The organism is Pseudomonas syringae group sp. 243L2 (assembly GCF_032587875.1).
GTDB lineage: Bacteria > Pseudomonadota > Gammaproteobacteria > Pseudomonadales > Pseudomonadaceae > Aquipseudomonas > Aquipseudomonas amygdali.
Genome location: NZ_JAWHPL010000015.1, coordinates 163,831 through 184,925, shown reverse-complemented (window position 1 = coordinate 184,925; position 21,095 = coordinate 163,831). Strand labels below are relative to the sequence as shown.

Sequence of the window (21,095 nt, the reverse complement as noted above, 5' to 3'; positions counted from 1 at the left end):
ACAAGGCTTTTTCGTTTCCGTCTGCGCCGGAAGTGGGGCGAATTATAGACAGATCACAGAGGGCGTCAACCGTTAATTTCAAAAACATCGAAATTAGCCATTAAGGCCCTGTAGCTATATAGAAAAGCCCTTCGCAAACGCTTTCTTCTATATAGCTACAAGACCCCAGACTTGCGCAGCGCTGCAACCTCTTCACCCTCAAGCCCTAATAGCTCTTGAAGCACTTGCGCCGTGTGCTCGCCCAACAAAGGAGGCGCCCTTCTATATTCGACTGGCGTTTCCGATAGCCTGATCGGGCTGGCGACCTGCGGAACGCGCCCGCCCAACGCGTGCGGCATCTCTATAGCAAGCCCCCGCGCCATAACCTGTGGATCCGCAAACACTTGAGCAAGGTCATTGACCGGGCCGCACGGCACGCCAGCCGCTTCAAGCTCGTCAACCCACTGAACAGTGGTCTTGAACACCGTAGCCTGGCGAATCAATGGAATCAGTTCGGTACGATGAGCCACGCGCAGCTTGTTGGTCAGAAAGCGCGAATCATCAGCCCACTGTGGCTGCCCCGCCACTTCGGCAAACCTTCTGAACTGGCTGTCATTGCCCACTGTCAGGATCAGGTCGCCATCGGCAGTAGGAAAAGCCTGATACGGCACTATATTGGGATGAGCATTTCCCAAGCGCCTGGGCGCAACGCCCGTGGTCAGGTAGTTCATGGCCTGATTGGCCAGACACGCCACCTGCACATCGAGCAGCGCCATATCAATGTATTGCCCTGTATCGCTTTGATCGCGATGAGCAAGGGCGGCGAGAATGGCCGTTGTCGAATACAGACCTGTCAGGATGTCGGTCAGCGCAACGCCAACCTTCGCCGGGCCCGCGCCCTCCTCACCGTCCGGCAGACCGGTTAGACTCATCAGGCCGCCAAGTGCCTGGATCATGAAATCGTAACCCGGACGCGTCGCATACGGCCCGCTCTGACCGAAACCGGTAATGGAGCAATAGATCAGACGTGGATTAACAGCCTTGAGCGATTCGTAATCCAGCCCATAAGACGCTAACCCACCGACCTTGAAGTTCTCGATGACAATATCCGACTTCGCCGCCAGCTCCCGTACCAGCCTCTGCCCTTCCGGCCGCGTGAAGTCGATGGTGATTGACTGCTTGTTACGATTGGCCGACAGGTAGTAAGCCGCCTCGGTGGTGTTCTGCCCGGCCGCGTCCTGAAGAAATGGCGGACCCCACGAACGAGTGTCATCGCCACATCCTGGTCGCTCGACCTTGATGACGTCAGCCCCCAGGTCAGCAAGGATCTGCCCGGCCCAAGGCCCGGCCAGGACCCTGGACAAGTCGAGCACCCGGATATGTGAAAGCGCCCCCATGATCAGCCCTCCTTAATAGAAGGCCTGAATGCCGGTCTGCGCACGCCCCAGAATCAACGCGTGCACATCGTGCGTACCTTCATAGGTATTCACTACTTCCAGATTGACCAGATGCCTGGCGATGCCGAACTCGTCCGAGATACCGTTACCGCCCAGCATGTCGCGAGCCATGCGCGCGATATCCAGCGACTTGCCACAGGAGTTGCGCTTCATGATCGAGGTAATCTCTACGGCAGCCGTACCTTCGTCTTTCATGCGCCCCAAACGCAGGCAGCCTTGCAGCGCCAGAGTGATTTCAGTCTGCATGTCCGCCAGCTTTTTCTGTATCAGCTGATTGGCCGCCAGCGGACGCCCAAACTGTTGGCGGTCGAGGGTGTATTGCCGCGCGGTGTGCCAGCAGAACTCCGCCGCACCCAGCGCGCCCCAGGAAATACCGTAGCGCGCAGAATTGAGACAGGTGAACGGACCTTTCAGACCGCGCACGTCCGGGAAGATGTTTTCTTCAGGCACGAACACGTTATCCATGACGATCTCGCCAGTGATCGACGCACGCAGACCGACCTTGCCATGAATAGCCGGGGCGCTCAGACCTGCCCAGCCTTTTTCGAGAACGAAACCGCGTATATCGCCGGCATCGTCCTTGGCCCACACCACAAACACATCCGCGATCGGGCTGTTGGTAATCCACATCTTGCTGCCGCTCAGGCGATAACCACCCTCGACACTCCGGGCACGAGTGATCATCGCCCCTGGGTCTGAACCATGGTTGGGCTCGGTCAGGCCGAAGCAGCCAATCCATTCGCCCGAGGCCAGCTTGGGCAGGTATTTCTCTTTCTGGGCCTGCGTACCGAATTCATTGATTGGCACCATGACCAGCGAGGACTGCACACTCATCATTGATCGATAGCCGGAATCGATACGCTCGACTTCACGGGCGATCAGCCCATAACAGACGTAATTCAGGCCACTGCCGCCAAACGCTTCCGGAATCGTTGCACCCAGCAACCCCACTTCGCCCATCTCGCGAAAGATGGCCGGGTCGGTTTTCTCGTGACGGAAGGCTTCAAGCACGCGCGGGGCCAGCTTGCTCTGGGCGAACTGCTCGGCAGTGTCGCGAACCATGCGCTCTTCTTCAGTAAGCTGTTGATCCAGCAGCAATGGGTCGATCCAGTTAAAACTTGCTTTACCGCTCATGCCTGTTCCTCACGTTCAGCTGAAAAATCCTGTAACGATCCTAGTCCTGGTGTCACCCGGCGACAAACGAGGTTTTATCAACCTCTTGTGCTAATTTCTCACTCCAAGAGCCGCATCAGGCCCGCATAACAAAAAGACCAGTGAGAAGAAAGGATATGAGACGCAAAATACCCAGCACCAGTGCACTGGTCAGTTTCGAAGCAGCTGCCCGACACGAAAGCTTTACCAAGGCCGCTCACGAGCTGTCCCTGACACAAGGCGCGGTGTGCCGACAGATTGGCGGGCTTGAGGAGTTTCTCGGCGTTGAGCTGTTCCGGCGCTCTCGACGGGGTGTGAAGCTCACGGAGGCAGGGCTTTCCTATAGCCGCCGCGTGGCCCAGCAACTGGACGCAGTCGAGCGCGACACCCTGTCGGTCATGGGCCAACAAGGCGCCAACGCCATCGAGCTCGCCGTGGTGCCGACGTTCGGCACCCAATGGCTGTTGCCACGCCTTAAGGACTTCCAGCACAAGCACCCCGATGTCACGGTTCACCTGACCAACCGCACGCGCCCTTTTCTGTTTGCTGACACTGACTTCGATGCTGCTATCTATTTCGGCGACGCCGACTGGTCCGGCACCCAGTCGCATCGGCTGATGGGTGAAAACTCCATGCCGGTCTGCAGCCCCTCCTTCCTGAACGGGCGAGACCATCTGCAAGCAAGCGAGGTCGCCGAGCTGCCATTGCTTCAACAAACCACGCGCCCCTATGCGTGGCGCCAATGGTTCAACGCGCAGGGCATGGATGTGGCCCGCGATATGACCGGCCCTCGCTACGAGCTGTTTTCGATGCTCGCGCAGGCAGCCATGCACGACATGGGTGTGGCACTGATCCCGCCCTTCCTTATTCAGCGCGAACTGCATGAAAAGCGCCTGGTGATTGCCAACGTCTGTTCGCTGCCCGGCAGCAAGGCCTACCACCTGATGATTCCCGAACGGAAAGTGGAGTCGGCATCACTCAGCGCATTTCGCGACTGGCTGGTCGCTCAGGCCCGGAATTACCAGCTGCCCCAAGAGCAGATCTGAGCAGCATTTCAGGTAGTCAACGGAAGATAACACCTACAGATATAACCTTATGTCGCGTTAAAACAACTTCTCGCTCGCCGCAAAAAAAGGCTTACCCCTAATATTTACAAGGTCTTTTGCCTTATTTTGGCTTGAGTGCGATATTTTCGAGCAAAAAAATATTAATCACCTTTTTTGTACGGAATAGCGCCAAAACCCATACAGGTAATGGTCTGCGTCCAATTACTGCGACAATAGGTCACAGTGTGACTTGTAGTTCATCTATAGTTTCGTTACAGAATGTATTGAAGCCCGCAAACTTCGCCTGCAAAATGCCCCGCCCCTGCTGCAAAGGGGCGTGCTGCCTGGCCATGCCAGATGCACCAGCCGTAGTGCACTGGCCTACACACGAACGATAAAAAATCGCGCAGGAGATTTGTCGTGCACATTGGTGTTCCTCTCGAAACGCAAGCGGGCGAAACCCGGGTAGCTGCTACCCCGGAAACCATCAAAAAGCTGATCAGCCAAGGGCACAGGATTACTGTGCAGAGCGGCGCGGGCATTCACGCCAGCGTTCCGGACAGCGCTTACGAAGCTGCAGGCGCTGTGATTGGGAGCGCGAACGAAGCGTTTGCGGGCGAGTTAATCCTCAAGGTTGTAGCGCCCGACGACAATGAGCTGAGCCTGATCAAGAGCGGCTCGGTGGTCATCGGCATGCTCAACCCCTTCAACAATGAACTCATCGGCAAGATGGCCGCACAGGGCATCACCGCGTTCGCCCTGGAAGCCGCGCCGCGCACTTCCCGCGCGCAGAGCCTTGATGTGCTGTCTTCGCAGGCCAATATCGCGGGCTATAAGGCCGTGCTGCTTGCCGCCCACCACTACCCGCGCTTCATGCCCATGCTGATGACCGCTGCCGGCACTGTCAAAGCCGCACGGGTGCTGATCCTGGGCGCAGGCGTTGCCGGTCTGCAGGCCATTGCCACCGCCAAACGGCTGGGTGCAGTGGTTGAGGCGTCGGATGTGCGTCCGGCAGTGAAGGAGCAGATCGAGTCGCTGGGTGCCAAGTTCATTGATGTGCCCTACGAGACCGACGAAGAGCGCGAATGCGCCGAAGGCGTTGGCGGTTACGCCCGCCCGATGCCTGCCAGCTGGATGCAACGCCAGGCCGCAGCCGTTCACGAGCGGGCCAGGCTGGCGGACATCGTCATTACTACCGCCCTGATCCCCGGCCGCAAGGCACCGGTGCTGCTCAGCGCCGAAACCGTGGCGCAGATGAAGCCCGGTTCGGTAGTGATCGACCTGGCCGCTGCACAAGGCGGCAATTGCCCGCTGACTGTGGCAGATCAAGTCGTCGTCGAGCACGGAGTGACCATCGTCGGCCACACCAACCTGCCAGCGCTGGTCGCAGCCGATGCTTCTGCGCTCTATGCCCGCAACCTGCTGGACTTCATGAAGCTGCTGTTCGACAAGGACGGCACATTCTCGATCAACCTCGAAGACGACATCGTCGCCGCATGCCTGATGTGCCGCGACGGGCAAGTCGTGCGCAAGAACGGCTGAGGACACACCAATGGAAGAGCTGATTTCCCCCGGCGTCTACAACCTGATCATTTTCGTACTGGCAATCTATGTCGGCTACCACGTGGTCTGGAACGTCACGCCCGCGCTGCATACGCCGCTCATGGCCGTCACCAATGCTATCTCGGCCATCGTCATCGTTGGCGCCATGCTCGCCGCCGCACTCACGGTGACGCCGCTGGGCAAAACCATGGGCACGCTGGCTGTCGCACTGGCAGCGGTGAATGTGTTTGGCGGCTTTCTGGTCACTCGGCGGATGCTGGAGATGTTCAGGAAAAAGGCCCCCAAGGCAAAGGATGAGGCGCCGAAGTCATGAGCATGAATCTGGTCACCCTGCTGTATCTGATCGCGTCGATCTGCTTTATCCAGGCACTCAAAGGCTTGTCACACCCCACCACCTCACGCCGCGGCAATCTGTTCGGCATGCTCGGTATGGGTCTGGCGGTCATCACGACAATCGGGCTGGTGTTCAAACTGGCTGCGCTGTCTACCGCTGAAGGTACCAGTGCGGGCATTGGCTACATTGTGGTCGGCCTGCTGGTGGGCGGGACCGCTGGCTCGATCATGGCCAAGCGGGTTGAAATGACCAAAATGCCTGAGCTGGTCGCGTTCATGCACAGCATGATCGGCCTGGCAGCGGTATTCATCGCCATCGCGGCCGTAGTAGAGCCTCAGTCACTGGGCATCGTTGGTCATCTGGGCGATCCCATCCCCGCGGGCAATCGTCTTGAGCTGTTCCTCGGAGCAGCCATCGGCGCGATCACCTTTTCCGGCTCGGTAATCGCCTTTGGCAAGCTGTCGGGCAAGTACAAATTCCGGCTGTTTCAAGGTGCACCAGTACAGTTTGCCGGACAGCACAAGCTCAACCTGGTGCTTGGTCTGGCCACACTGTTCTTTGGTCTGACCTTCATGTTCACCGGTAGCCTTACTGCCTTTGCGATCATGCTCGCGCTGGCGTTCGTGATCGGTGTGCTGTTGATCATCCCGATTGGCGGTGCAGACATGCCGGTGGTGGTCTCGATGCTCAACAGCTATTCAGGCTGGGCAGCGGCTGGGATCGGCTTTTCGCTGAACAACTCGATGCTGATTATCGCGGGCTCGCTGGTCGGTTCTTCGGGCGCGATCCTGTCTTACATCATGTGCAAGGCGATGAACCGCTCGTTCTTCAATGTGATCGGCGGTGGCTTCGGCGGCGCAACGGATTCGGCAGGGCCGGCAGGTAGCAAGGAAGCCCGCCCGGTGAAATCCGGCTCGGCAGACGATGCCACCTTCCTGCTGACCAACGCCGACACCGTGATCATCGTGCCGGGTTACGGGCTGGCAGTCGCGCGCGCGCAGCATGCACTCAAGGAACTGACGGAGAAGCTGGTGCACCGTGGTGTCACGGTGAAGTACGCCATTCACCCGGTGGCCGGGCGCATGCCGGGGCACATGAACGTACTGCTGGCCGAAGCCGAGGTGCCTTACGATCAGGTGTTCGAGATGGACGACATCAACTCCGAGTTCGGTCAGGCCGACGTGGTACTGGTGCTCGGCGCCAACGACGTGGTCAACCCGGCCGCCAAGAACGATCCGAAATCGCCCATTGCCGGGATGCCGATTCTGGAGGCATTCAAGGCCAAAACCATCATCGTCAACAAACGCTCGATGGCCAGTGGTTACGCAGGTCTGGATAACGAACTGTTCTATCTGGATAAAACCATGATGGTATTCGGAGACGCCAAAAAGGTGATCGAGGACATGGTGAAGGCCGTCGAAAACGCCTAGCCTGACCCAGCCACATTAAAGCCCCGGCTCGCTTGGCGACCGGGGCTTTTTACATTCTGCGTAACAGTGTTTTGCGCTGAAAGCCGCCAATTAGAGCCCTCAAATGCGACCTTGGTAGCAGGACGAACCTCGTTCAACGCTCTAGACTTGTCGCTCGCTTCTATCTACGAGACAGAATCCATGTACCGTGACCGTATCCGCCTGCCCTCCCTGATGAGCAAGGTTATGAGCGCAGCCGACGCTGCCGCCTTGATTGAAGACGGCATGACCGTCGGCATGAGTGGCTTCACCCGTGCAGGCGAAGCCAAGGCCGTGCCCCATGCGCTGGCCGAGCGCGCCAAAGTGACACCGCTGAAAATCAGCCTGATGACCGGTGCCAGCCTGGGCAATGATCTGGACAAGCAACTGACCGAGTCCGGCGTGCTGTCCCGGCGCATGCCCTTTCAGGTCGACAGCACACTGCGCAAGGCAATCAACAACGGCACGGTGATGTTCATCGATCAGCACTTGTCCGATACCGTCGAGATGCTGCGCAATCGGCAGATCAAGGCGGTGGACCTGGCGGTGATCGAATGCGTTGCGATCACCGAGGAAGGCCATCTGGTGCTCAGTACCTCTGTCGGCAACTCGGCCAGCTTCGCGATTCTGGCCAAGCAGGTGATCGTGGAAATCAACCTGTCGCAGCCGCTGGAGCTGGAAGGTCTGCACGACATCTATATACCCAGCTACCGGCCGACACGCCTGCCGATTCCGGTGCTGGAAGCAGACTCGCGCATCGGTAGTCATGCAGTGAAGATCGACCCGGCGAAGATCGTCGGTATTGTCATCAGCAACCAGCCAGATTCACCGTCCACCGTCACGCCACCTGACGCCGACACGCAGGCCATCGCCAATCATCTGGTGGAGTTTTTCAAGAAGGAAGTGCGCGAAGACCGACTTACCGACAAGCTGATGCCACTACAGGCGGGTATCGGCAATATCGCCAACGCCGTGATGCACGGCCTGCTGGCGTCTCCCTTCACGGACCTGACGATGTACTCCGAAGTGCTGCAGGACTCGACATTCGATCTGTTCGACGCGGGCAAACTGACCTTTGCTTCAGGCAGTTCCATGACGTTGTCGGCGACCAAACACGCGGAAGTCTTTGCCGATTTCAATCGCTACAAGTCCAGGCTGGTACTGCGTCCCCAGGAGATCTCCAATCACCCCGAGGTTATCCGCCGCCTGGGCATCATCGGCATCAACACTGCGCTGGAATTCGACCTGTACGGCAACGTGAATTCTACCCACGTGTGCGGGACGCGCATGATGAATGGCATTGGCGGCTCGGGGGATTTCTCGCGCAATGCGCACCTGGCGATATTCGTCACCAAGTCGATTGCCAAGGCCGGCGCGATTTCCAGCGTTGTGCCGATGGTCAGCCATGTCGACCACACCGAGCATGACGTTGACGTTCTGGTCACCGAGCAGGGCCTGGCAGATCTGCGCGGCCTGGCCCCTCGCGAACGTGCGCGGGTCATCATCGACAACTGCGTACACCCGGATTACCGCGACGCGCTGAACGCCTATTTCAATGCCGCTTGCGTGCTGGGCGGCCATACCCCGCACATCCTGCGCGAAGCACTGAGTTGGCACATCAACCTGGAAGAAACCGGGCGCATGCTGCCGGGCTGAACAGGACAGTTGGAAGTGAACGAGACCTTTCCCGACTCACTTCCTGCTCGTACTCAACAGCTTCTTGAAAAACTGTACTGCTGTACCGGTCATAAAACTGCCTCAAATCGCCAAAATCACCATAATCGACCACAAAATGCACTCATATGGTGCTGACCGGTACAGTTGCCCCATTTATGAACAAAACAGTGCCCAATCACAGTTAACTGAACCCTCACAATACAAGTGAACTGTGTCTATGGAAGCTGGACGCGTGCGAGGAAAATGGGCACCAGTCAAGCAACTCACTTATCCCGCCACAAGCGGAAGGAAGTCACACCATGGAACGTACAATCAGTTCCGATCTGTTCAGCGAAAGCACCGTTACCACTGCAAAAGCTTCTTTGCCTCTGCGTGTATTCGCCAACCTGATGCTCTGGCAGCGTCGCCTGTCCAGCCGCCATCAACTGGCTCGTCTGGATGCACGCCTGCTGGCTGACGCCGGTATCAGCGAATCCCAGCGTTACGAAGAGCTGAGCAAGCCGTTCTGGCGCTAAATCAGCGCTCGCTGGTCCCAGACCTTAAAGTCTCTCGCCAGCAACCCGAATTGCTTCATACAAAACCCGTCTCAGGCAACCGAGACGGGTTTTGTCGTTTTCGGACAGGTACTTAACAGATTGCCAATAACAGCACAGTTTCAGATAAATCAAAAACGTCAGGTACAGTTACCAAATAATGCAAACTGTGCAAGCTGCAGCCATCGACTGCCATGACAAGCGCGCTATCAGTGGGATAGTCTAGCGCTCTACCTCGGCCCTTCGGCCTCGCAGGCAGCCTGTGCCCTTTTGACCACAATGGAACTCGATCATGTCTCTGCTACGTACCCTCGGCGCTGCCTTCCTGTTGACTGCTGCTGCAGGTGCCAACGCCTCTAGCTTTATTGTGACCACTGACGCAGTGGTCGATGCAGTCAATGCATCGACACGTGCCACGTCCAACATTTCCTCCTCTCTGAAAGACGACAAGATCGTTCTGGCCGCCCGAGACGATGCCGCCAGCTTCGTGGCCAGCTCCGGCGACATCCGTAGCGCTCGTCTCGAAGGTGCGCTGCAACACATCCGCCAGGTTCTGCCTGAACTGCAAGCGACCGACAGCCAACTGGCTCAGGCCATTCTGGCCATCTGACCGTTGTGCCCCGGCCATGTGCCGGGGTAGCTCTGGCCAGAGCATTGCGCTAGCCTTGCTACCTGTTTTGCCGGTTCGTGAAAGTCATGCGCTTACTGCACCTTCTGTTTATCGCACCCGTTGCCAGCCTGATGTGTATCAGTCAGGTTCAAGCGTTCGATACGACCACGCAGGGTCTGGTCAAGACCGGCTATGCAACCAGTCAGGTCACAACAGCACCTTTCGATAACAAACTCATGATGGCTGCCAGAGACGACGCTGCTGCGTTCATCGCCAGCGACGGAGATATACGCTGTGCCCGGCTTGAGGCCGCGCTGCACGCCCTGCGTCAGGCAGATGCAAAACTTCGTGCCAGCGACCTTGAACTGGCGCAGGCAATCCTCGTCCAATAGCCACTTTCCCCTCTTTGCGTAACTGGAGACGTCACTACATGCGTACCCCGCTGATTGCTGCTTCCCTTGGCCTGCTATTGCTGGCCGATTTTGCCCAGGCTCAGACCGTTGTAGCCACGAGCAACATCATCGTTCGCGCGTTTGGCCGTACCATTGATTTCACCTCGGACACCACCACATCAATTCGAGACTCCAAAGTCGTGCTCCAGGCCAAGGACGACGCCGCCAGTTACGTTGCCAGCGGCGGTGACATCCACGGTGCCCAGCTGGATGCAGCCTTCGATACGCTGCGTACCCGCGTACCGGAAGCGCGCGGCGCAAGCGATCAGACCCTGGCTGAAGCAATCCTCGCATTGTGAGGCGATTTCGCGCCTGGCTGCTTGCTGGCGCGCTGTCGCTGGTCGGGACGCATGCCTTTGCCAGCCTGAAGCTGGAACTGCACACGGACGGCCTCGATGCGCCGCAACAGCAAGCCAGCCAGACGCTGCTCGACGAAGCCATGCACGCGCTGCCGCCCAGCTTCGTCGAAGCACTGGACCGAACCGTCGAGGTAAGCTGGTCCAGCGACATGCCGCAAAACGCCTACGGTCAGGCGGCGGGCCCTTATCAGCTATACCTCAACAGCCACTTGCTGGCCTCGTTGACCGACGGTTCGGCAGCCACCGCCCAGACAGGCCGTCCACACGGAACGGTGCGCCAGGAGTTGCTCGCCACCGTCCTGCATGAGCTGACCCACGTCTACGACCGCGCCCGCCTGTGGTCGCCCAGCGAGCGAGCGGCGATTTTTCGCTGCACATCACGTAGCAGTTCACTGGGCAAGGTAGGTCTGCCTGACGACTGCCGCGGCCAGACCGAGCGCCGCTTTACCCTGAGTGACGACCCTCGCCTGCTGGACCTGGCGGGCTGGCAGCAATACGTCGGACGCCGCGGTGAACGCGAGGAACATAACGGCCAGGTCGCCCGCAGCCCGGACATCTACGAAACCACCAGCCCGCTGGAATTCGTGGCCGTGAACATGGAGTATTTCCTCCTCGACCCGGCCTACGCCTGTCGTCGCCCGGCGCTGTATGCGTATTACAAAGAGCGCTTTGGCTGGGCACCCGCAGCACGGGATAAATGCCCCACGTACTACCCTTATCTGAATGCCGGCAGCGACTTCGGCCGTGAGCCGCTGGGCAAGCTGGACCCCGAGCGGGTCTACGCGGTGGATTATCTGCTCGCCGAGGCGAATCAGAACTGGGCGAGCCGCTGGGGCCACAGCATGTTGCGCCTGGTGATCTGCAAACCTGGTCGTCCTCGCGGGCCGGACTGCCGCCTGGACCTTGACCAGCATCTGGTGCTGTCTTATCGGGCATTCGTCGGCGATGTACAGCTATCGAGCTGGGACGGCCTGATGGGTGCCTACCCGTCACGGCTGTTCGTCTTGCCGCTGGCGCAGGTCATCGATGAATACACCAAGACCGAACTGCGCAGCCTGGCCTCCGTGCCAATCAAGCTGTCGCGTCCGGAAATCGAAGGTCTGGTTCAGCACGCTGCCGAGATGCACTGGAGCTACGACGGCAATTACTACTTCCTCTCGAACAACTGCGCCGTTGAAAACCTCAAGTTGCTGCGCGCCGGTACGCACAATCCCAAGCTCGTCGGCCTGGACAGCATTTTGCCCAACGGCCTGCTTGAAGTCCTCAAAGGCCGAGGGCTGGCCGATACCAGTGTGCTGGACGACCCAAGAGAAGCATTGCGTCTGGGCTACCGGTTCGATTCCTACCGTGACCGCTATCAGGCCATGTTCGAGGTTTTGAAGAAGCACCTGCCGATCAAGCAGAACACCGTGGAAGAATGGATGGCCCTGCCAGCCAGTGAGCGCAGCCAGTGGTTCGCTAAGGCCGATCTGCGTACCAGTGCTGCGATTCTGCTGCTGGAGCAGGCAAGCCTGCGCAGGCAACTGCTATTGGCCCAGGACGAAGTGAAGCAGAGCTATCTCGGTGCACGCGAAGTGAAAGACGGCAAGGTCTCCAATGCCACCAAAACGCTACAGGAGATCCTCGCCAGCAGTGGCTTTCTCAGCCGGCCAGCCGAGCTGCTCGGCAGCGGCGGGTACGGTTTGCCACAGGCGGGAGAATGGCAGCGGCTTGAAGCAGAAAGCAGTCAACGCCAGAAACAACTCAAGCGTCTGACCGGCGATCTCGACAAGGAAGTGCGCGCCCTGCTGGAGCCAGACCGCGCCAAGGAAATTGCAGCCAACGAAGCCAACCTCAAACAGGTGTCCGAGCACCTTAGGGCGCTGCATAAGGCGGCAGGCGGGCTGCAACTGCCGTGATCAGGCAGCTTTCTTTTTCGGCTTGAGGTATTTGACCAGGCCCTGGAACCAGATCACCAGGGCCGGGTTGCCCTTGATCTGAATATCCTTGTCCTGAATGCCCTTCATGAACGCCAGCTGCTTGTTCTTCGCCTGGAGGGTGTCAAAGCCAAAGGCTGCATCGCGAAACGAGATGGCAAAGGCTGGCTCTGCAACCACACCGCTGGCACTGCGAATGCGCTGATCGTGCACCACGAAGTGACGCGCGATTTTGCCATCTGCGGTCTGTAACTGAAATGTCAGGTCCTTGCCAGCCAACTGCTGCTGGAAGGCGGGGTTATTACGACTGGCGCGGGCCATCAGCAGGCCCAGCATCCACAATAGAAAACGAAACTTCATGCTCGGCCTCTGTACGCACTGAATCCGGTGATCGGGATCGGCGTGGCAGTGTAGCGGTTTATCGGCCCAAAACCTGTAGGACAAGATGAATTTCGAGGGAGATCGGAACAAAACACTTGTTGAACGCGAGGATGCTGCTTCGCGTGGGAAGCAGCATCACGACAGCATTAACGAATGCTGTTGATGTTGCCTTTGCTGCCGGTGACCTTCACATCGACCTTCTTGAAGATGAAGTAGTCCTTGATGCTGACTTCGTAACGCGGCGCGACGATCAGATCGGCACCGGAGGATTTAACCGCCTTGAAGGCGGCTGCCGCTTTGGTCGTCGAGACAGGATCAGGCAGCGCCAGACCCAGGCCGCCACCGCCACTTGCACCACCGTAGGTCACGCCATCGGCGAACTCGTTATCGCCGCCGAAACTCAGGAAATTGAACAACACATTGGTGGAGGACTCGCCGCTGATGGTACCGCCTACCTTGACGTCCGCCTTCAGGTCGGTTTTGACCGTGCCTTCCAGCGGTGCGCTTGGCTGGCTGACGTTGTAGCTCACGCAGCCGCTGGTAGCGGCGATCAGAGTTGCAACAGCAGCAAACTTCCATAGCTTTTTCATTCGAGATTTCCCAAGAGTAATTGAAGGAGTGCAGCAGGGGCGGGACTCTAAGGGAATCAGCAATAAGAAAAAGTCAGGCAAAGCCGGGGTTTGAGAAGGCATTCATACGAAATTGAGTAGGACAATTCTCACTGAGCGTTTCTACGAATCATCGGCGGTACAAACGACACAAACAAAAAGCGGGCACCCAGTCTGATTGGTATGCCCGCCTGTGAGTTGCCCGCCTCCCGCCGAGGCGCACAACAGGGCGTCAAGGGTTGACGCTGTCTTTCAGGGCTTTCCCCGGTTTGAAGGCCACTGTGTTGCTTGCCTTGATTTTAACCGGCTCCCCGGTCTGTGGGTTCTTGCCAGTCCGGGCACCGCGATGGCGTTGCAGAAAAGTACCGAAGCCTACCAGCGTGACACTGTCCTTACGGTGCAGTGCGCCAGTAATCTCTTCAAGGATGGCATTGAGAACACGATTGGATTGTTCTTTGGTGAGATCCGCCTTTTCAGCAATGGCGGCTGCAACTTCTGGTTTACGCATATGAAGCCTCTTTTACGGTTTTTTGTTTTTATGTCCCGCGCCGCTTTGTAAAAAACGGCAACAAGGCGCCGCGACGGCTCTACGTAGCGGCAGACAAGACCGAGGATGGCATGCCGAACCAGCCCGCGCCAGTGCGCAGGCGGGGTTTATTGACAAAAATACGTGGTCTATCCGACAAAATGACGCGAAATTATGCCAATAACGCAGGCAAAACCTTGTTCAGTGCGAGTTTTTCCATAACTGCCGCACCGGTCAGCGCATAGCCCAGCAGGTTGCCATCTGCGTCATGACACAGCGCCTTGATATCAGCCCCCTGCCCTTCGACACTCCAGCGGCCGTCGGTGCCACGCGGTGGCGGCGAAACCACCAGCGGGCAGGCTGGCGTCTTTACGGTGATCGGCATGGGGCCATATTTTACGGCCATTGGCGTTCCGGCCAGCGTCTGGGCCAACGCCCGAGCGCAGCTCATCAACGGCATGACATAGAGCAGGTTGAGGCCATCGACTTCAGCGCAGTCACCCAACGCATGGATGTTGGCGTGGGAGGTCTGCAACTGGCGATCCACCAGAATACCGCGCCCCGTCTGCAAGCCCGCGGCAGCGGCCAGATCGATGCGTGGGCGCAGACCAATGGCCGAAACCACCAGGTCGCAGTCCATCACCTGCCCGTCCGACAAATGTGCTTGCAGGCCGTCACCACTGCGATTCAGGCGGGTCAGCACCGGGCCCAGGTGGAAACGTGCACCCAGGCTTTCAAGGCCGGTCTTTACCGCAGCCGCAGCGGCAGGTGGTAACAGGGTTGGCATGACCTGCTCGCACGGCGCGACCAGATCCACTTCATAACCGCCCAGAATCAGATCGTTGGCAAACTCGCAGCCAATAAGCCCGGCCCCCAGAATCAGAACCCGACGCTTTCCCGCCGCAGCCGCTCGAAAACGGGCGTAGTCCTGAAGGTCGTTGATCGGGAAAATCGCATCGCCTGCATCACCTTCCACCGGTACGCGGATGGTTTCAGCCCCCCAGGCCAGCACCAGATCGCGGTAGTGAACCGCTTCTTCACCGATCCACAGACGCTTGTGACCCGGGTCGATCCCGCTGATCCGCGTATGCGTGCGAATTTCAGCCTTGAGCTGATCGGCCATTGCACCGGGCTCGGCCATGCTCAACCCGTCGGCTTCCTTGTTTTTGCCAAAGCCGGTGGAAAGCATCGGTTTGGAATAGGACCGCCCATCATCGGCCGTGATCAATAGCAGCGGCGTGTCTGCGTCCAGTTTGCGAAACTCTCGGGCGAGGTTGTAACCCGCAAGGCCGGTGCCGATGATGACCACAGGTGCGCTCATTGTTCTTCCCTATTCATTATTTTTCTGCTGGCTGCTATCAGCCGATTTCGATCATCTCAAAGTCCATTTTGCCCACACCGCAATCCGGGCACAGCCAGTCTTCCGGCACATCCTGCCAGAGCGTACCAGGCGCAATCCCGTCATCCGGCCAGCCGTCGGCTTCGTTATAGATCAGGCCACAGACGATGCATTGCCACTTCTTCATGTTCGGTTCTCTCGTTTATCAGGCTAAATAGCGTGTGACGGTCGATTGCCGTCTGAACGGGCGTTGTACTGATCGGCAGGCCCGGATGCAAGTCTGATTCTATAACCTGACGTACTACCGGCGGTCGGTCGGGGCCTGCAATCATGCTAAGCTCGCGGCCTCGTTGGCTGCCGGAACTGGCTTACCGTGACCCAGCAATCCCCCGCATTCATTAGCCCGATCTGGCTCAAGCGCGAGCAATTGATCGATGCGCCCGAACCAATAATGCTCGACTGGTTGTTCAATCAGGATTCCCTCACACGCCGGCTGGACCGTTTGTCTGACGGTGGCTTCAGCGTATTTCCGCAATTCGAAGGCTGGCAGGCTTTGCGCCGTGATGAGTGTCTGGCGCTGGGCCTGCCACTTGCCAGCGAAGGCTGGGTGCGCGAGGTGTACTTGTGCGGTAATGACAGCAACTGGGTATTCGCTCGCAGTGTAGCCGCCCGCAGCGCTTTGCAGGACGGTGGCCTGAATATGGATGAGCTGGGCACGCGCTCGCTGGGTGAGTTGCTGTTCAGCGACCCTGCGTTCGCGCGCGGCACCCTTGAAGTGTGTCATTACCCTGAAGCCTGGCTGCCTGACGCTGTTGCAGCTCGCGGACTATGGGCACGCCGCTCGCGATTCAGTCGTGGTGCGTTGAGCGTGCTGGTCGCCGAAGTGTTCCTGCCCGCTCTGTGCAATACGATCCATGACAAGGACCCTGTCTGATGTACCTGTCCCTTCTCAAATCCCTCAATCGTCTTAGCCCCCGCGCCTGGGACTTTATCCAGCTGACACGTATCGACAAGCCCATAGGCATTTACCTGCTGCTGTGGCCAACCCTGTGGGCAGTCTGGATTGCAGGCAAGGGCTCGCCGTCGCTGAAGACAGTGTTCATCTTTGTGGTGGGCGTATTTCTGATGCGCGCGGCAGGCTGCGTGATCAATGACTTCGCCGACCGCAAGGTGGATGGCCACGTCAAACGCACCGAGCAGCGTCCTCTGGTCAGTGGCAAAGTCAGCTCACGGGAAGCGCTGGCGCTGTTTGCGGTGCTGGTCGGCCTGAGCTTTGTGCTGGTGCTGTTTACCAATGCGACAACCATCTGGCTGTCGTTCGGCGGTCTGGCGCTGGCTGCCTGCTATCCATTCATGAAGCGTTACACCTATTACCCGCAAGTGGTGCTGGGTGCTGCGTTTTCGTGGGGCATGCCGATGGCATTTACCGCAGAAACCGGCGACCTGCCAGCTGCGGCCTGGCTGCTGTACATCGCCAACCTGCTATGGACCGTGGGCTACGACACCTATTACGCAATGGTCGATCGTGACGATGACCTGAAAATCGGCGTGAAATCCACTGCCGTACTGTTCGGCGATGCCGACCGGGTGATCATCCTGACCCTGCAAGGTCTGGCGCTGGGTTGCCTGATGCTGGCCGGCGCGCGTTTTGAATTGGGTGCGTGCTTCTACACAGGCCTGCTGGCAGCAGCAGGATGCTTTGCCTGGGAATTCTGGAGCACCCGTCAGCGCGAGCGGGACGCCTGCTTCAAGGCTTTTTTGCACAACCACTGGGCCGGGCTGGCGATATTTTTGGGTATCGTCGCCGACTATGCGGTGCGCTGAAAACAGCCACCGCCAGCCTCTTTCCGACTGAAGTAAACGCAGGATCGCGAGGCCCGCCGACCTCCCGAAACCTGTCGGCGTGCTAGCCTCAACCACACCTGTCACACGACTGCAATAATTCCGTTATCTAATGCGCCCCAAGACAGTTAAATGACAAGAGGTTCGAGCATGGCTGGCAGGAGCATCCTGATCGTTGACGACGAAGCGCCTATTCGTGAAATGATCGCCGTTGCGTTGGAAATGGCTGGATACGACTGTATTGAAGCCGAAAACTCTCAGCAGGCCCATGCGATTATCGTCGACCGCAAACCTGACCTGATTCTGCTCGACTGGATGCTGCCTGGCACATCCGGCATCGAACTGGCCCGTCGCCTTAAACGTGATGAACTGACCGGGGACATCCCGATCATCATGCTCACCGCCAAGGGTGAAGAGGACAACAAGATCCAGGGCCTGGAAGTGGGCGCCGACGATTACATCACCAAGCCCTTCTCGCCCCGCGAGCTGGTGGCACGTCTCAAGGCCGTGCTGCGTCGTGCCGGCCCGACTGATGGCGAAGCACCTATCGAAGTCGGCGGTCTGCTGCTCGACCCGATCAGCCACCGCGTCACCATCGACGGCAAACCGGCTGAAATGGGCCCCACTGAATACCGTCTGCTGCAATTTTTCATGACCCACCAGGAGCGCGCCTACACCCGTGGCCAGTTGCTGGATCAGGTCTGGGGCGGCAACGTCTACGTCGAAGAGCGTACGGTTGATGTGCACATCCGCCGCCTGCGCAAGGCATTGGGCGATGCGTACGAAAATCTGGTACAAACCGTGCGCGGCACTGGCTATCGCTTCTCGACAAAGAGCTGACAGGCGTTGCGTCGACGCAGGGCAGTGACCAGACAAGGATTTACCCTTAATTGAATCAAAATTGGCACGGCACCTTGATACGCCACATGTTGTTGCTGGTCACCGCCTGCCTGTTGGTCGGCCTGATCAGTGGACAGTATGGCTGGAGCCTGGCCACCGGACTGGGCCTGTATCTGGCCTGGACCCTCAAACAACTGCTGCGCCTGCATGACTGGCTGAGCAGTCACAAGGCCGACGAGCCGCCTCCGGACGGTTATGGTCTGTGGGGCGAAGTCTTCGACAGCATCTACCACCTGCAACGCCGTGATCAGCGTGTCCGCGGACGCCTCCAGGCGGTCATCGACCGGGTACAGGAATCCACCGCCGCCCTGCGCGATGCCGTAATCATGCTCGACAGCGACGGCAACCTGGAATGGTGGAACCGTGCCGCTGAAACCCTGCTGGGTTTAAAGACGCCGCAGGACAGTGGTCAGCCCGTGACCAACCTGGTCCGGCATCCACGCTTCAAAGAGTACTTTGCGCTGGGCGACTACAGCGAGCCGCTGGAGATTCCCTCACCGACCAATGATCGCTTGCGCATTCAGTTGTTGATTACCCGTTACGGCAACAATGAGCACCTGATGCTGGTGCGCGATGTGACGCGCATCCATCAGCTGGAGCAGATGCGCAAAGACTTCGTCGCCAACGTGTCTCATGAGTTGCGCACGCCACTGACGGTGATATTCGGTTATCTGGAAACCCTGCTCGATAACGTGGACGAGGTCAATCCGCGCTGGGTGCGGGCGCTGCAACAGATGCATCAGCAAGGCGGGCGCATGCAGACGCTGCTCAACGACTTGCTGCTGCTGGCCAAGCTCGAGGCTACCGATTACCCATCGGACAATCATCCGGTAATGGTCAGTACCTTGCTCAAAACCATCACCGCCGATGCCAACGCGTTGTCGGGCAGCAAGAACCAGCAGATCCACCTGAGCCTGGAAAGCGATATGCGCCTCAAGGGCAGCGAAAGCGAGCTGCGCAGCGCGTTTTCCAACCTGATCTTCAATGCCGTCAAGTACACCCCGGCAGAAGGCGTCATCCGTATCCGCTGGTGGGCCGACGAGCGGGGCGCGCACCTGAGCGTGCAGGATTCGGGGATCGGCATCGAGACCAAACACCTGCCGCGCCTGACTGAACGTTTCTACCGGGTCGATACCAGCCGCGCGTCGAATACCGGCGGTACAGGGCTCGGTCTGGCCATCGTCAAACATGTGCTGCTGCGCCATCGCGGCAACCTTGAAATCAACAGTGTTCCCGGCAAGGGCAGTGTTTTTACCTGTCACTTTGCCAGCGGCCAACTGTCCAAACCCGTACACGACGATTCAGACTACTAGGCAATCGCGCCTTGAGCCGCTACATTGCCGGGCTCATAGCGTCTTCTCTGGCGTGACATTACCCTCTTCTGTTAATACGGACCCTGCAAAACCCCATCATGGACCCTTCCCCTAGTTTCAACCTGTCTTCACTCTTCGCCGATTTCGGCATGATTCTTTTTGCTTTGTTCCTGGTCCTGCTCAACGGCTTTTTCGTTGCGGCAGAATTCGCCATGGTCAAACTGCGCTCGACCAAGGTTGAAGCCATTGCCGACAAGAACGGCTGGCGCGGGCACATTCTGCGCAAGGTACACGGCCAGCTGGATGCCTACCTTTCAGCCTGCCAGCTGGGTATCACCCTCGCCTCCCTGGGCCTGGGCTGGGTCGGTGAACCGGCGTTCGCGCATCTGCTGGAGCCGTTGCTCGCAGCGCTGGGCGTCGATACTCCGGAGCTGATCAAGGGCGTGTCGTTTTTCACTGCGTTCTTCATCATTTCCTACCTGCACATTGTCATCGGCGAGCTGGCCCCCAAATCCTGGGCGATCCGCAAACCGGAACTGCTGTCGCTGTGGACAGCGGCCCCGTTGTACTTCTTCTATTGGTTGATGTACCCGGCGATCTACCTGCTCAACGCCAGCGCCAACGCCATTTTGCGCATTGCAGGCCAGGGTGAACCCGGTCCGCATCACGAACACAGCTACAGCCGCGATGAGCTGAAGCTGATTCTGCACTCCAGCCGTGGCCAGGACCCCAGCGATCAGGGCATGCGCGTGCTGGCGTCTGCTGTCGAAATGGGCGAGCTGGAAGTGGTCGACTGGGCCAACTCCCGCGAAGACATGGTGTCGCTGGACTTCAATGCGCCGCTCAAGGAAATCCTCGCCTTGTTCCGCCGCCACAAATTCAGCCGTTATCCGCTGTATGACGCTGAACGTGGCGAGTTTGTCGGCCTGCTGCACATCAAGGACCTGCTGCTGGAACTGGCGGCGCTGGACCACATCCCGGAGTCGTTCAACCTGGCTGAACTGACCCGCCCGCTGGAGCGTGTTTCGCGACACATGCCGCTTTCGCAGCTGCTGGAGCAGTTCCGCAAGGGCGGCGCGCACTTTGCCGTGGTCGAGGAAGCCGACGGCAAGATCGTCGGCTACCTGACCATGGAGGACGTGCTTGAAGTGTTGGTGGGCGACATTCAGGACGAACATCGCAAGGTGGAACGCGGCATTCTCGCGTATCAGCCGGGCAAACTGCTGGTACGGGGCGATACACCGTTGTTCAAGATCGAGCGTCTGCTGGGCATCGATCTGGACCACATCGAAGCCGAGACACTGGCCGGTCTGATCTACGACACACTCAAGCGCGTGCCGGAAGAAGAAGAGCAAATGGAAGTCGAAGGCCTGCGCATCATCATCAAGAAGATGAAAGGCCCTAAAATCGTACTCGCCAAGGTGCTGAAGCTGGACTGACCCGATCAGTTCCACCCGCTCAAGAGCGGACGCAAGGTGTTCTACCGGACGCCTATCGTTCCTCACGCTCCAGCGTGGGAATGCCTTGGGTAACGCGCCGCGCCGCATACTCAAAACGGACGCAGAGCGTCCAGAACTGCATACCCACGCGGAGCATGGGCACGATAGGTGTTCTACCGGACGCCTATCGTTCCTCACGCTCCAGCGTGGGAATGCCTTGG

The 21,095-nt window shown here is 58.6% G+C and carries 22 protein-coding genes; 15 read left to right on the top strand and 7 right to left on the bottom strand.

Going from position 1 to position 21,095, the window contains the following annotated elements:
* Nucleotides 1-155 precede the first annotated feature (155 nt).
* Both RYB66_RS09055 and RYB66_RS09050 read right to left on the bottom strand, forming a co-directional pair.
* Nucleotides 156-1,379, bottom strand: a complete 1,224-nt coding sequence (locus RYB66_RS09055; protein WP_316894265.1) for a CaiB/BaiF CoA-transferase family protein — start codon at nt 1,377-1,379, stop codon at nt 156-158.
* Between the two features lie 9 nt (nt 1,380-1,388).
* Nucleotides 1,389-2,570, bottom strand: a complete 1,182-nt coding sequence (locus RYB66_RS09050; protein ID WP_004659038.1) for an acyl-CoA dehydrogenase — start codon at nt 2,568-2,570, stop codon at nt 1,389-1,391.
* A 155-nt stretch (nt 2,571-2,725) separates the two neighbouring features.
* On the opposite strand from RYB66_RS09050, the gene RYB66_RS09045 reads away from it, so the two are divergent.
* The 10 genes from RYB66_RS09045 to RYB66_RS09000 all read left to right on the top strand — a co-directional run bounded on the left by RYB66_RS09045 (nt 2,726) and on the right by RYB66_RS09000 (nt 12,508).
* The gene (locus RYB66_RS09045; RefSeq protein WP_005734128.1) at nt 2,726-3,634 is read left to right on the top strand and encodes a LysR family transcriptional regulator; all 909 of its coding nucleotides are present in this window, start codon (nt 2,726-2,728) and stop codon (nt 3,632-3,634) included.
* Nucleotides 3,635-4,054: 420 nt separating this feature from the next.
* Nucleotides 4,055-5,176: a Re/Si-specific NAD(P)(+) transhydrogenase subunit alpha gene (locus tag RYB66_RS09040; RefSeq protein ID WP_016980644.1), complete on the top strand. Its 1,122-nt coding sequence runs from the start codon at nt 4,055-4,057 to the stop codon at nt 5,174-5,176.
* A gap of 10 nt (nt 5,177-5,186) precedes the next feature.
* Nucleotides 5,187-5,510 (top strand): NAD(P) transhydrogenase subunit alpha, encoded by a 324-nt coding sequence (locus RYB66_RS09035; protein ID WP_002555867.1) that lies wholly within the window; start codon nt 5,187-5,189, stop codon nt 5,508-5,510.
* The gene (locus RYB66_RS09030; RefSeq protein ID WP_016980645.1) at nt 5,507-6,961 is read left to right on the top strand and encodes an NAD(P)(+) transhydrogenase (Re/Si-specific) subunit beta; all 1,455 of its coding nucleotides are present in this window, start codon (nt 5,507-5,509) and stop codon (nt 6,959-6,961) included. Before RYB66_RS09035 ends, RYB66_RS09030 begins: the two co-directional genes overlap by 4 nt.
* A 180-nt stretch (nt 6,962-7,141) precedes the next feature.
* Complete coding sequence (locus RYB66_RS09025; protein WP_029240829.1) at nt 7,142-8,635, top strand: acetyl-CoA hydrolase/transferase family protein; 1,494 nt, start codon at nt 7,142-7,144, stop codon at nt 8,633-8,635.
* Nucleotides 8,636-8,955: 320 nt separating this feature from the next.
* Entirely contained in the window at nt 8,956-9,171 is a 216-nt protein-coding gene (locus RYB66_RS09020; protein WP_002555870.1) for a DUF1127 domain-containing protein, read from the top strand.
* 310 nt (nt 9,172-9,481) lie between these two features.
* Entirely contained in the window at nt 9,482-9,799 is a 318-nt protein-coding gene (locus RYB66_RS09015) for a DUF2388 domain-containing protein (protein ID WP_002555871.1), read from the top strand.
* Nucleotides 9,800-9,885: 86 nt separating this feature from the next.
* A complete protein-coding gene (locus RYB66_RS09010) occupies nt 9,886-10,191 on the top strand; it encodes a DUF2388 domain-containing protein (RefSeq protein WP_002555872.1) in 306 nt (101 codons plus the stop codon).
* Nucleotides 10,192-10,229: 38 nt separating this feature from the next.
* Nucleotides 10,230-10,550, top strand: coding sequence for a DUF2388 domain-containing protein (locus tag RYB66_RS09005; protein ID WP_002555873.1), 321 nt, complete (start codon nt 10,230-10,232; stop codon nt 10,548-10,550).
* Nucleotides 10,547-12,508 carry a DUF4105 domain-containing protein gene (locus RYB66_RS09000; RefSeq protein ID WP_316894260.1) on the top strand — a complete coding sequence of 654 codons (1,962 nt, stop codon included), beginning with the start codon at nt 10,547-10,549 and terminating at the stop codon, nt 12,506-12,508. Before RYB66_RS09005 ends, RYB66_RS09000 begins: the two co-directional genes overlap by 4 nt.
* On the opposite strand, the gene RYB66_RS08995 is transcribed toward RYB66_RS09000, so the two are convergent.
* From RYB66_RS08995 to RYB66_RS08975, 5 genes are all read right to left on the bottom strand, one after another.
* Nucleotides 12,509-12,886 (bottom strand): SCP2 sterol-binding domain-containing protein, encoded by a 378-nt coding sequence (locus RYB66_RS08995; protein ID WP_002555875.1) that lies wholly within the window; start codon nt 12,884-12,886, stop codon nt 12,509-12,511.
* 167 nt (nt 12,887-13,053) lie between these two features.
* On the bottom strand, nt 13,054-13,497 hold the full coding sequence (locus tag RYB66_RS08990) for a hypothetical protein (RefSeq protein WP_005744874.1): 444 nt from the start codon (nt 13,495-13,497) through the stop codon (nt 13,054-13,056).
* Between the two features lie 250 nt (nt 13,498-13,747).
* On the bottom strand, nt 13,748-14,023 hold the full coding sequence (locus RYB66_RS08985; RefSeq protein WP_002555877.1) for an HU family DNA-binding protein: 276 nt from the start codon (nt 14,021-14,023) through the stop codon (nt 13,748-13,750).
* 190 nt (nt 14,024-14,213) lie between these two features.
* On the bottom strand, nt 14,214-15,362 hold the full coding sequence (locus tag RYB66_RS08980) for an NAD(P)/FAD-dependent oxidoreductase (protein WP_005744875.1): 1,149 nt from the start codon (nt 15,360-15,362) through the stop codon (nt 14,214-14,216).
* 37 nt (nt 15,363-15,399) lie between these two features.
* Nucleotides 15,400-15,567: a rubredoxin gene (locus RYB66_RS08975; protein ID WP_002555879.1), complete on the bottom strand. Its 168-nt coding sequence runs from the start codon at nt 15,565-15,567 to the stop codon at nt 15,400-15,402.
* Between the two features lie 186 nt (nt 15,568-15,753).
* On the opposite strand from RYB66_RS08975, the gene RYB66_RS08970 reads away from it, so the two are divergent.
* The 5 genes from RYB66_RS08970 (at nt 15,754) to RYB66_RS08950 (ending at nt 20,874) form a co-directional block, all read left to right on the top strand.
* Nucleotides 15,754-16,314 (top strand): chorismate--pyruvate lyase family protein, encoded by a 561-nt coding sequence (locus tag RYB66_RS08970; RefSeq protein WP_002555880.1) that lies wholly within the window; start codon nt 15,754-15,756, stop codon nt 16,312-16,314.
* On the top strand, nt 16,314-17,204 hold the full coding sequence (gene ubiA / locus RYB66_RS08965) for a 4-hydroxybenzoate octaprenyltransferase (protein WP_005781472.1): 891 nt from the start codon (nt 16,314-16,316) through the stop codon (nt 17,202-17,204). The genes RYB66_RS08970 and ubiA overlap by 1 nt, the downstream gene beginning before the upstream one ends.
* 168 nt (nt 17,205-17,372) lie before the next feature.
* A complete protein-coding gene (gene phoB / locus RYB66_RS08960; RefSeq protein ID WP_002555882.1) occupies nt 17,373-18,062 on the top strand; it encodes a phosphate regulon transcriptional regulator PhoB in 690 nt (229 codons plus the stop codon).
* 50 nt (nt 18,063-18,112) lie between these two features.
* Complete coding sequence (phoR, locus tag RYB66_RS08955) at nt 18,113-19,435, top strand: phosphate regulon sensor histidine kinase PhoR (RefSeq protein ID WP_005744878.1); 1,323 nt, start codon at nt 18,113-18,115, stop codon at nt 19,433-19,435.
* 98 nt (nt 19,436-19,533) lie between these two features.
* Nucleotides 19,534-20,874, top strand: a complete 1,341-nt coding sequence (locus tag RYB66_RS08950; RefSeq protein ID WP_002555884.1) for a hemolysin family protein — start codon at nt 19,534-19,536, stop codon at nt 20,872-20,874.
* The last annotated feature ends 221 nt before the right edge of the window (nt 20,875-21,095 follow it).

Coding starts and splice junctions, on each gene's coding strand:
- RYB66_RS09050 (WP_004659038.1), bottom strand. CDS start 2,570: ATGAGCGGTAAAGCAAGTTTTAACTGGATCGACCCATTGCTGCTGGAT.
- RYB66_RS09045 (WP_005734128.1), top strand. CDS start 2,726: ATGAGACGCAAAATACCCAGCACCAGTGCACTGGTCAGTTTCGAAGCA.
- RYB66_RS09035 (WP_002555867.1), top strand. CDS start 5,187: ATGGAAGAGCTGATTTCCCCCGGCGTCTACAACCTGATCATTTTCGTA.
- RYB66_RS09030 (WP_016980645.1), top strand. CDS start 5,507: ATGAGCATGAATCTGGTCACCCTGCTGTATCTGATCGCGTCGATCTGC.
- RYB66_RS09025 (WP_029240829.1), top strand. CDS start 7,142: ATGTACCGTGACCGTATCCGCCTGCCCTCCCTGATGAGCAAGGTTATG.
- RYB66_RS09020 (WP_002555870.1), top strand. CDS start 8,956: ATGGAACGTACAATCAGTTCCGATCTGTTCAGCGAAAGCACCGTTACC.
- RYB66_RS09015 (WP_002555871.1), top strand. CDS start 9,482: ATGTCTCTGCTACGTACCCTCGGCGCTGCCTTCCTGTTGACTGCTGCT.
- RYB66_RS09010 (WP_002555872.1), top strand. CDS start 9,886: ATGCGCTTACTGCACCTTCTGTTTATCGCACCCGTTGCCAGCCTGATG.
- RYB66_RS09005 (WP_002555873.1), top strand. CDS start 10,230: ATGCGTACCCCGCTGATTGCTGCTTCCCTTGGCCTGCTATTGCTGGCC.
- RYB66_RS08995 (WP_002555875.1), bottom strand. CDS start 12,886: ATGAAGTTTCGTTTTCTATTGTGGATGCTGGGCCTGCTGATGGCCCGC.
- RYB66_RS08990 (WP_005744874.1), bottom strand. CDS start 13,497: ATGAAAAAGCTATGGAAGTTTGCTGCTGTTGCAACTCTGATCGCCGCT.
- RYB66_RS08985 (WP_002555877.1), bottom strand. CDS start 14,023: ATGCGTAAACCAGAAGTTGCAGCCGCCATTGCTGAAAAGGCGGATCTC.
- RYB66_RS08980 (WP_005744875.1), bottom strand. CDS start 15,362: ATGAGCGCACCTGTGGTCATCATCGGCACCGGCCTTGCGGGTTACAAC.
- RYB66_RS08975 (WP_002555879.1), bottom strand. CDS start 15,567: ATGAAGAAGTGGCAATGCATCGTCTGTGGCCTGATCTATAACGAAGCC.
- ubiA (WP_005781472.1), top strand. CDS start 16,314: ATGTACCTGTCCCTTCTCAAATCCCTCAATCGTCTTAGCCCCCGCGCC.
- phoB (WP_002555882.1), top strand. CDS start 17,373: ATGGCTGGCAGGAGCATCCTGATCGTTGACGACGAAGCGCCTATTCGT.
- RYB66_RS08950 (WP_002555884.1), top strand. CDS start 19,534: ATGGACCCTTCCCCTAGTTTCAACCTGTCTTCACTCTTCGCCGATTTC.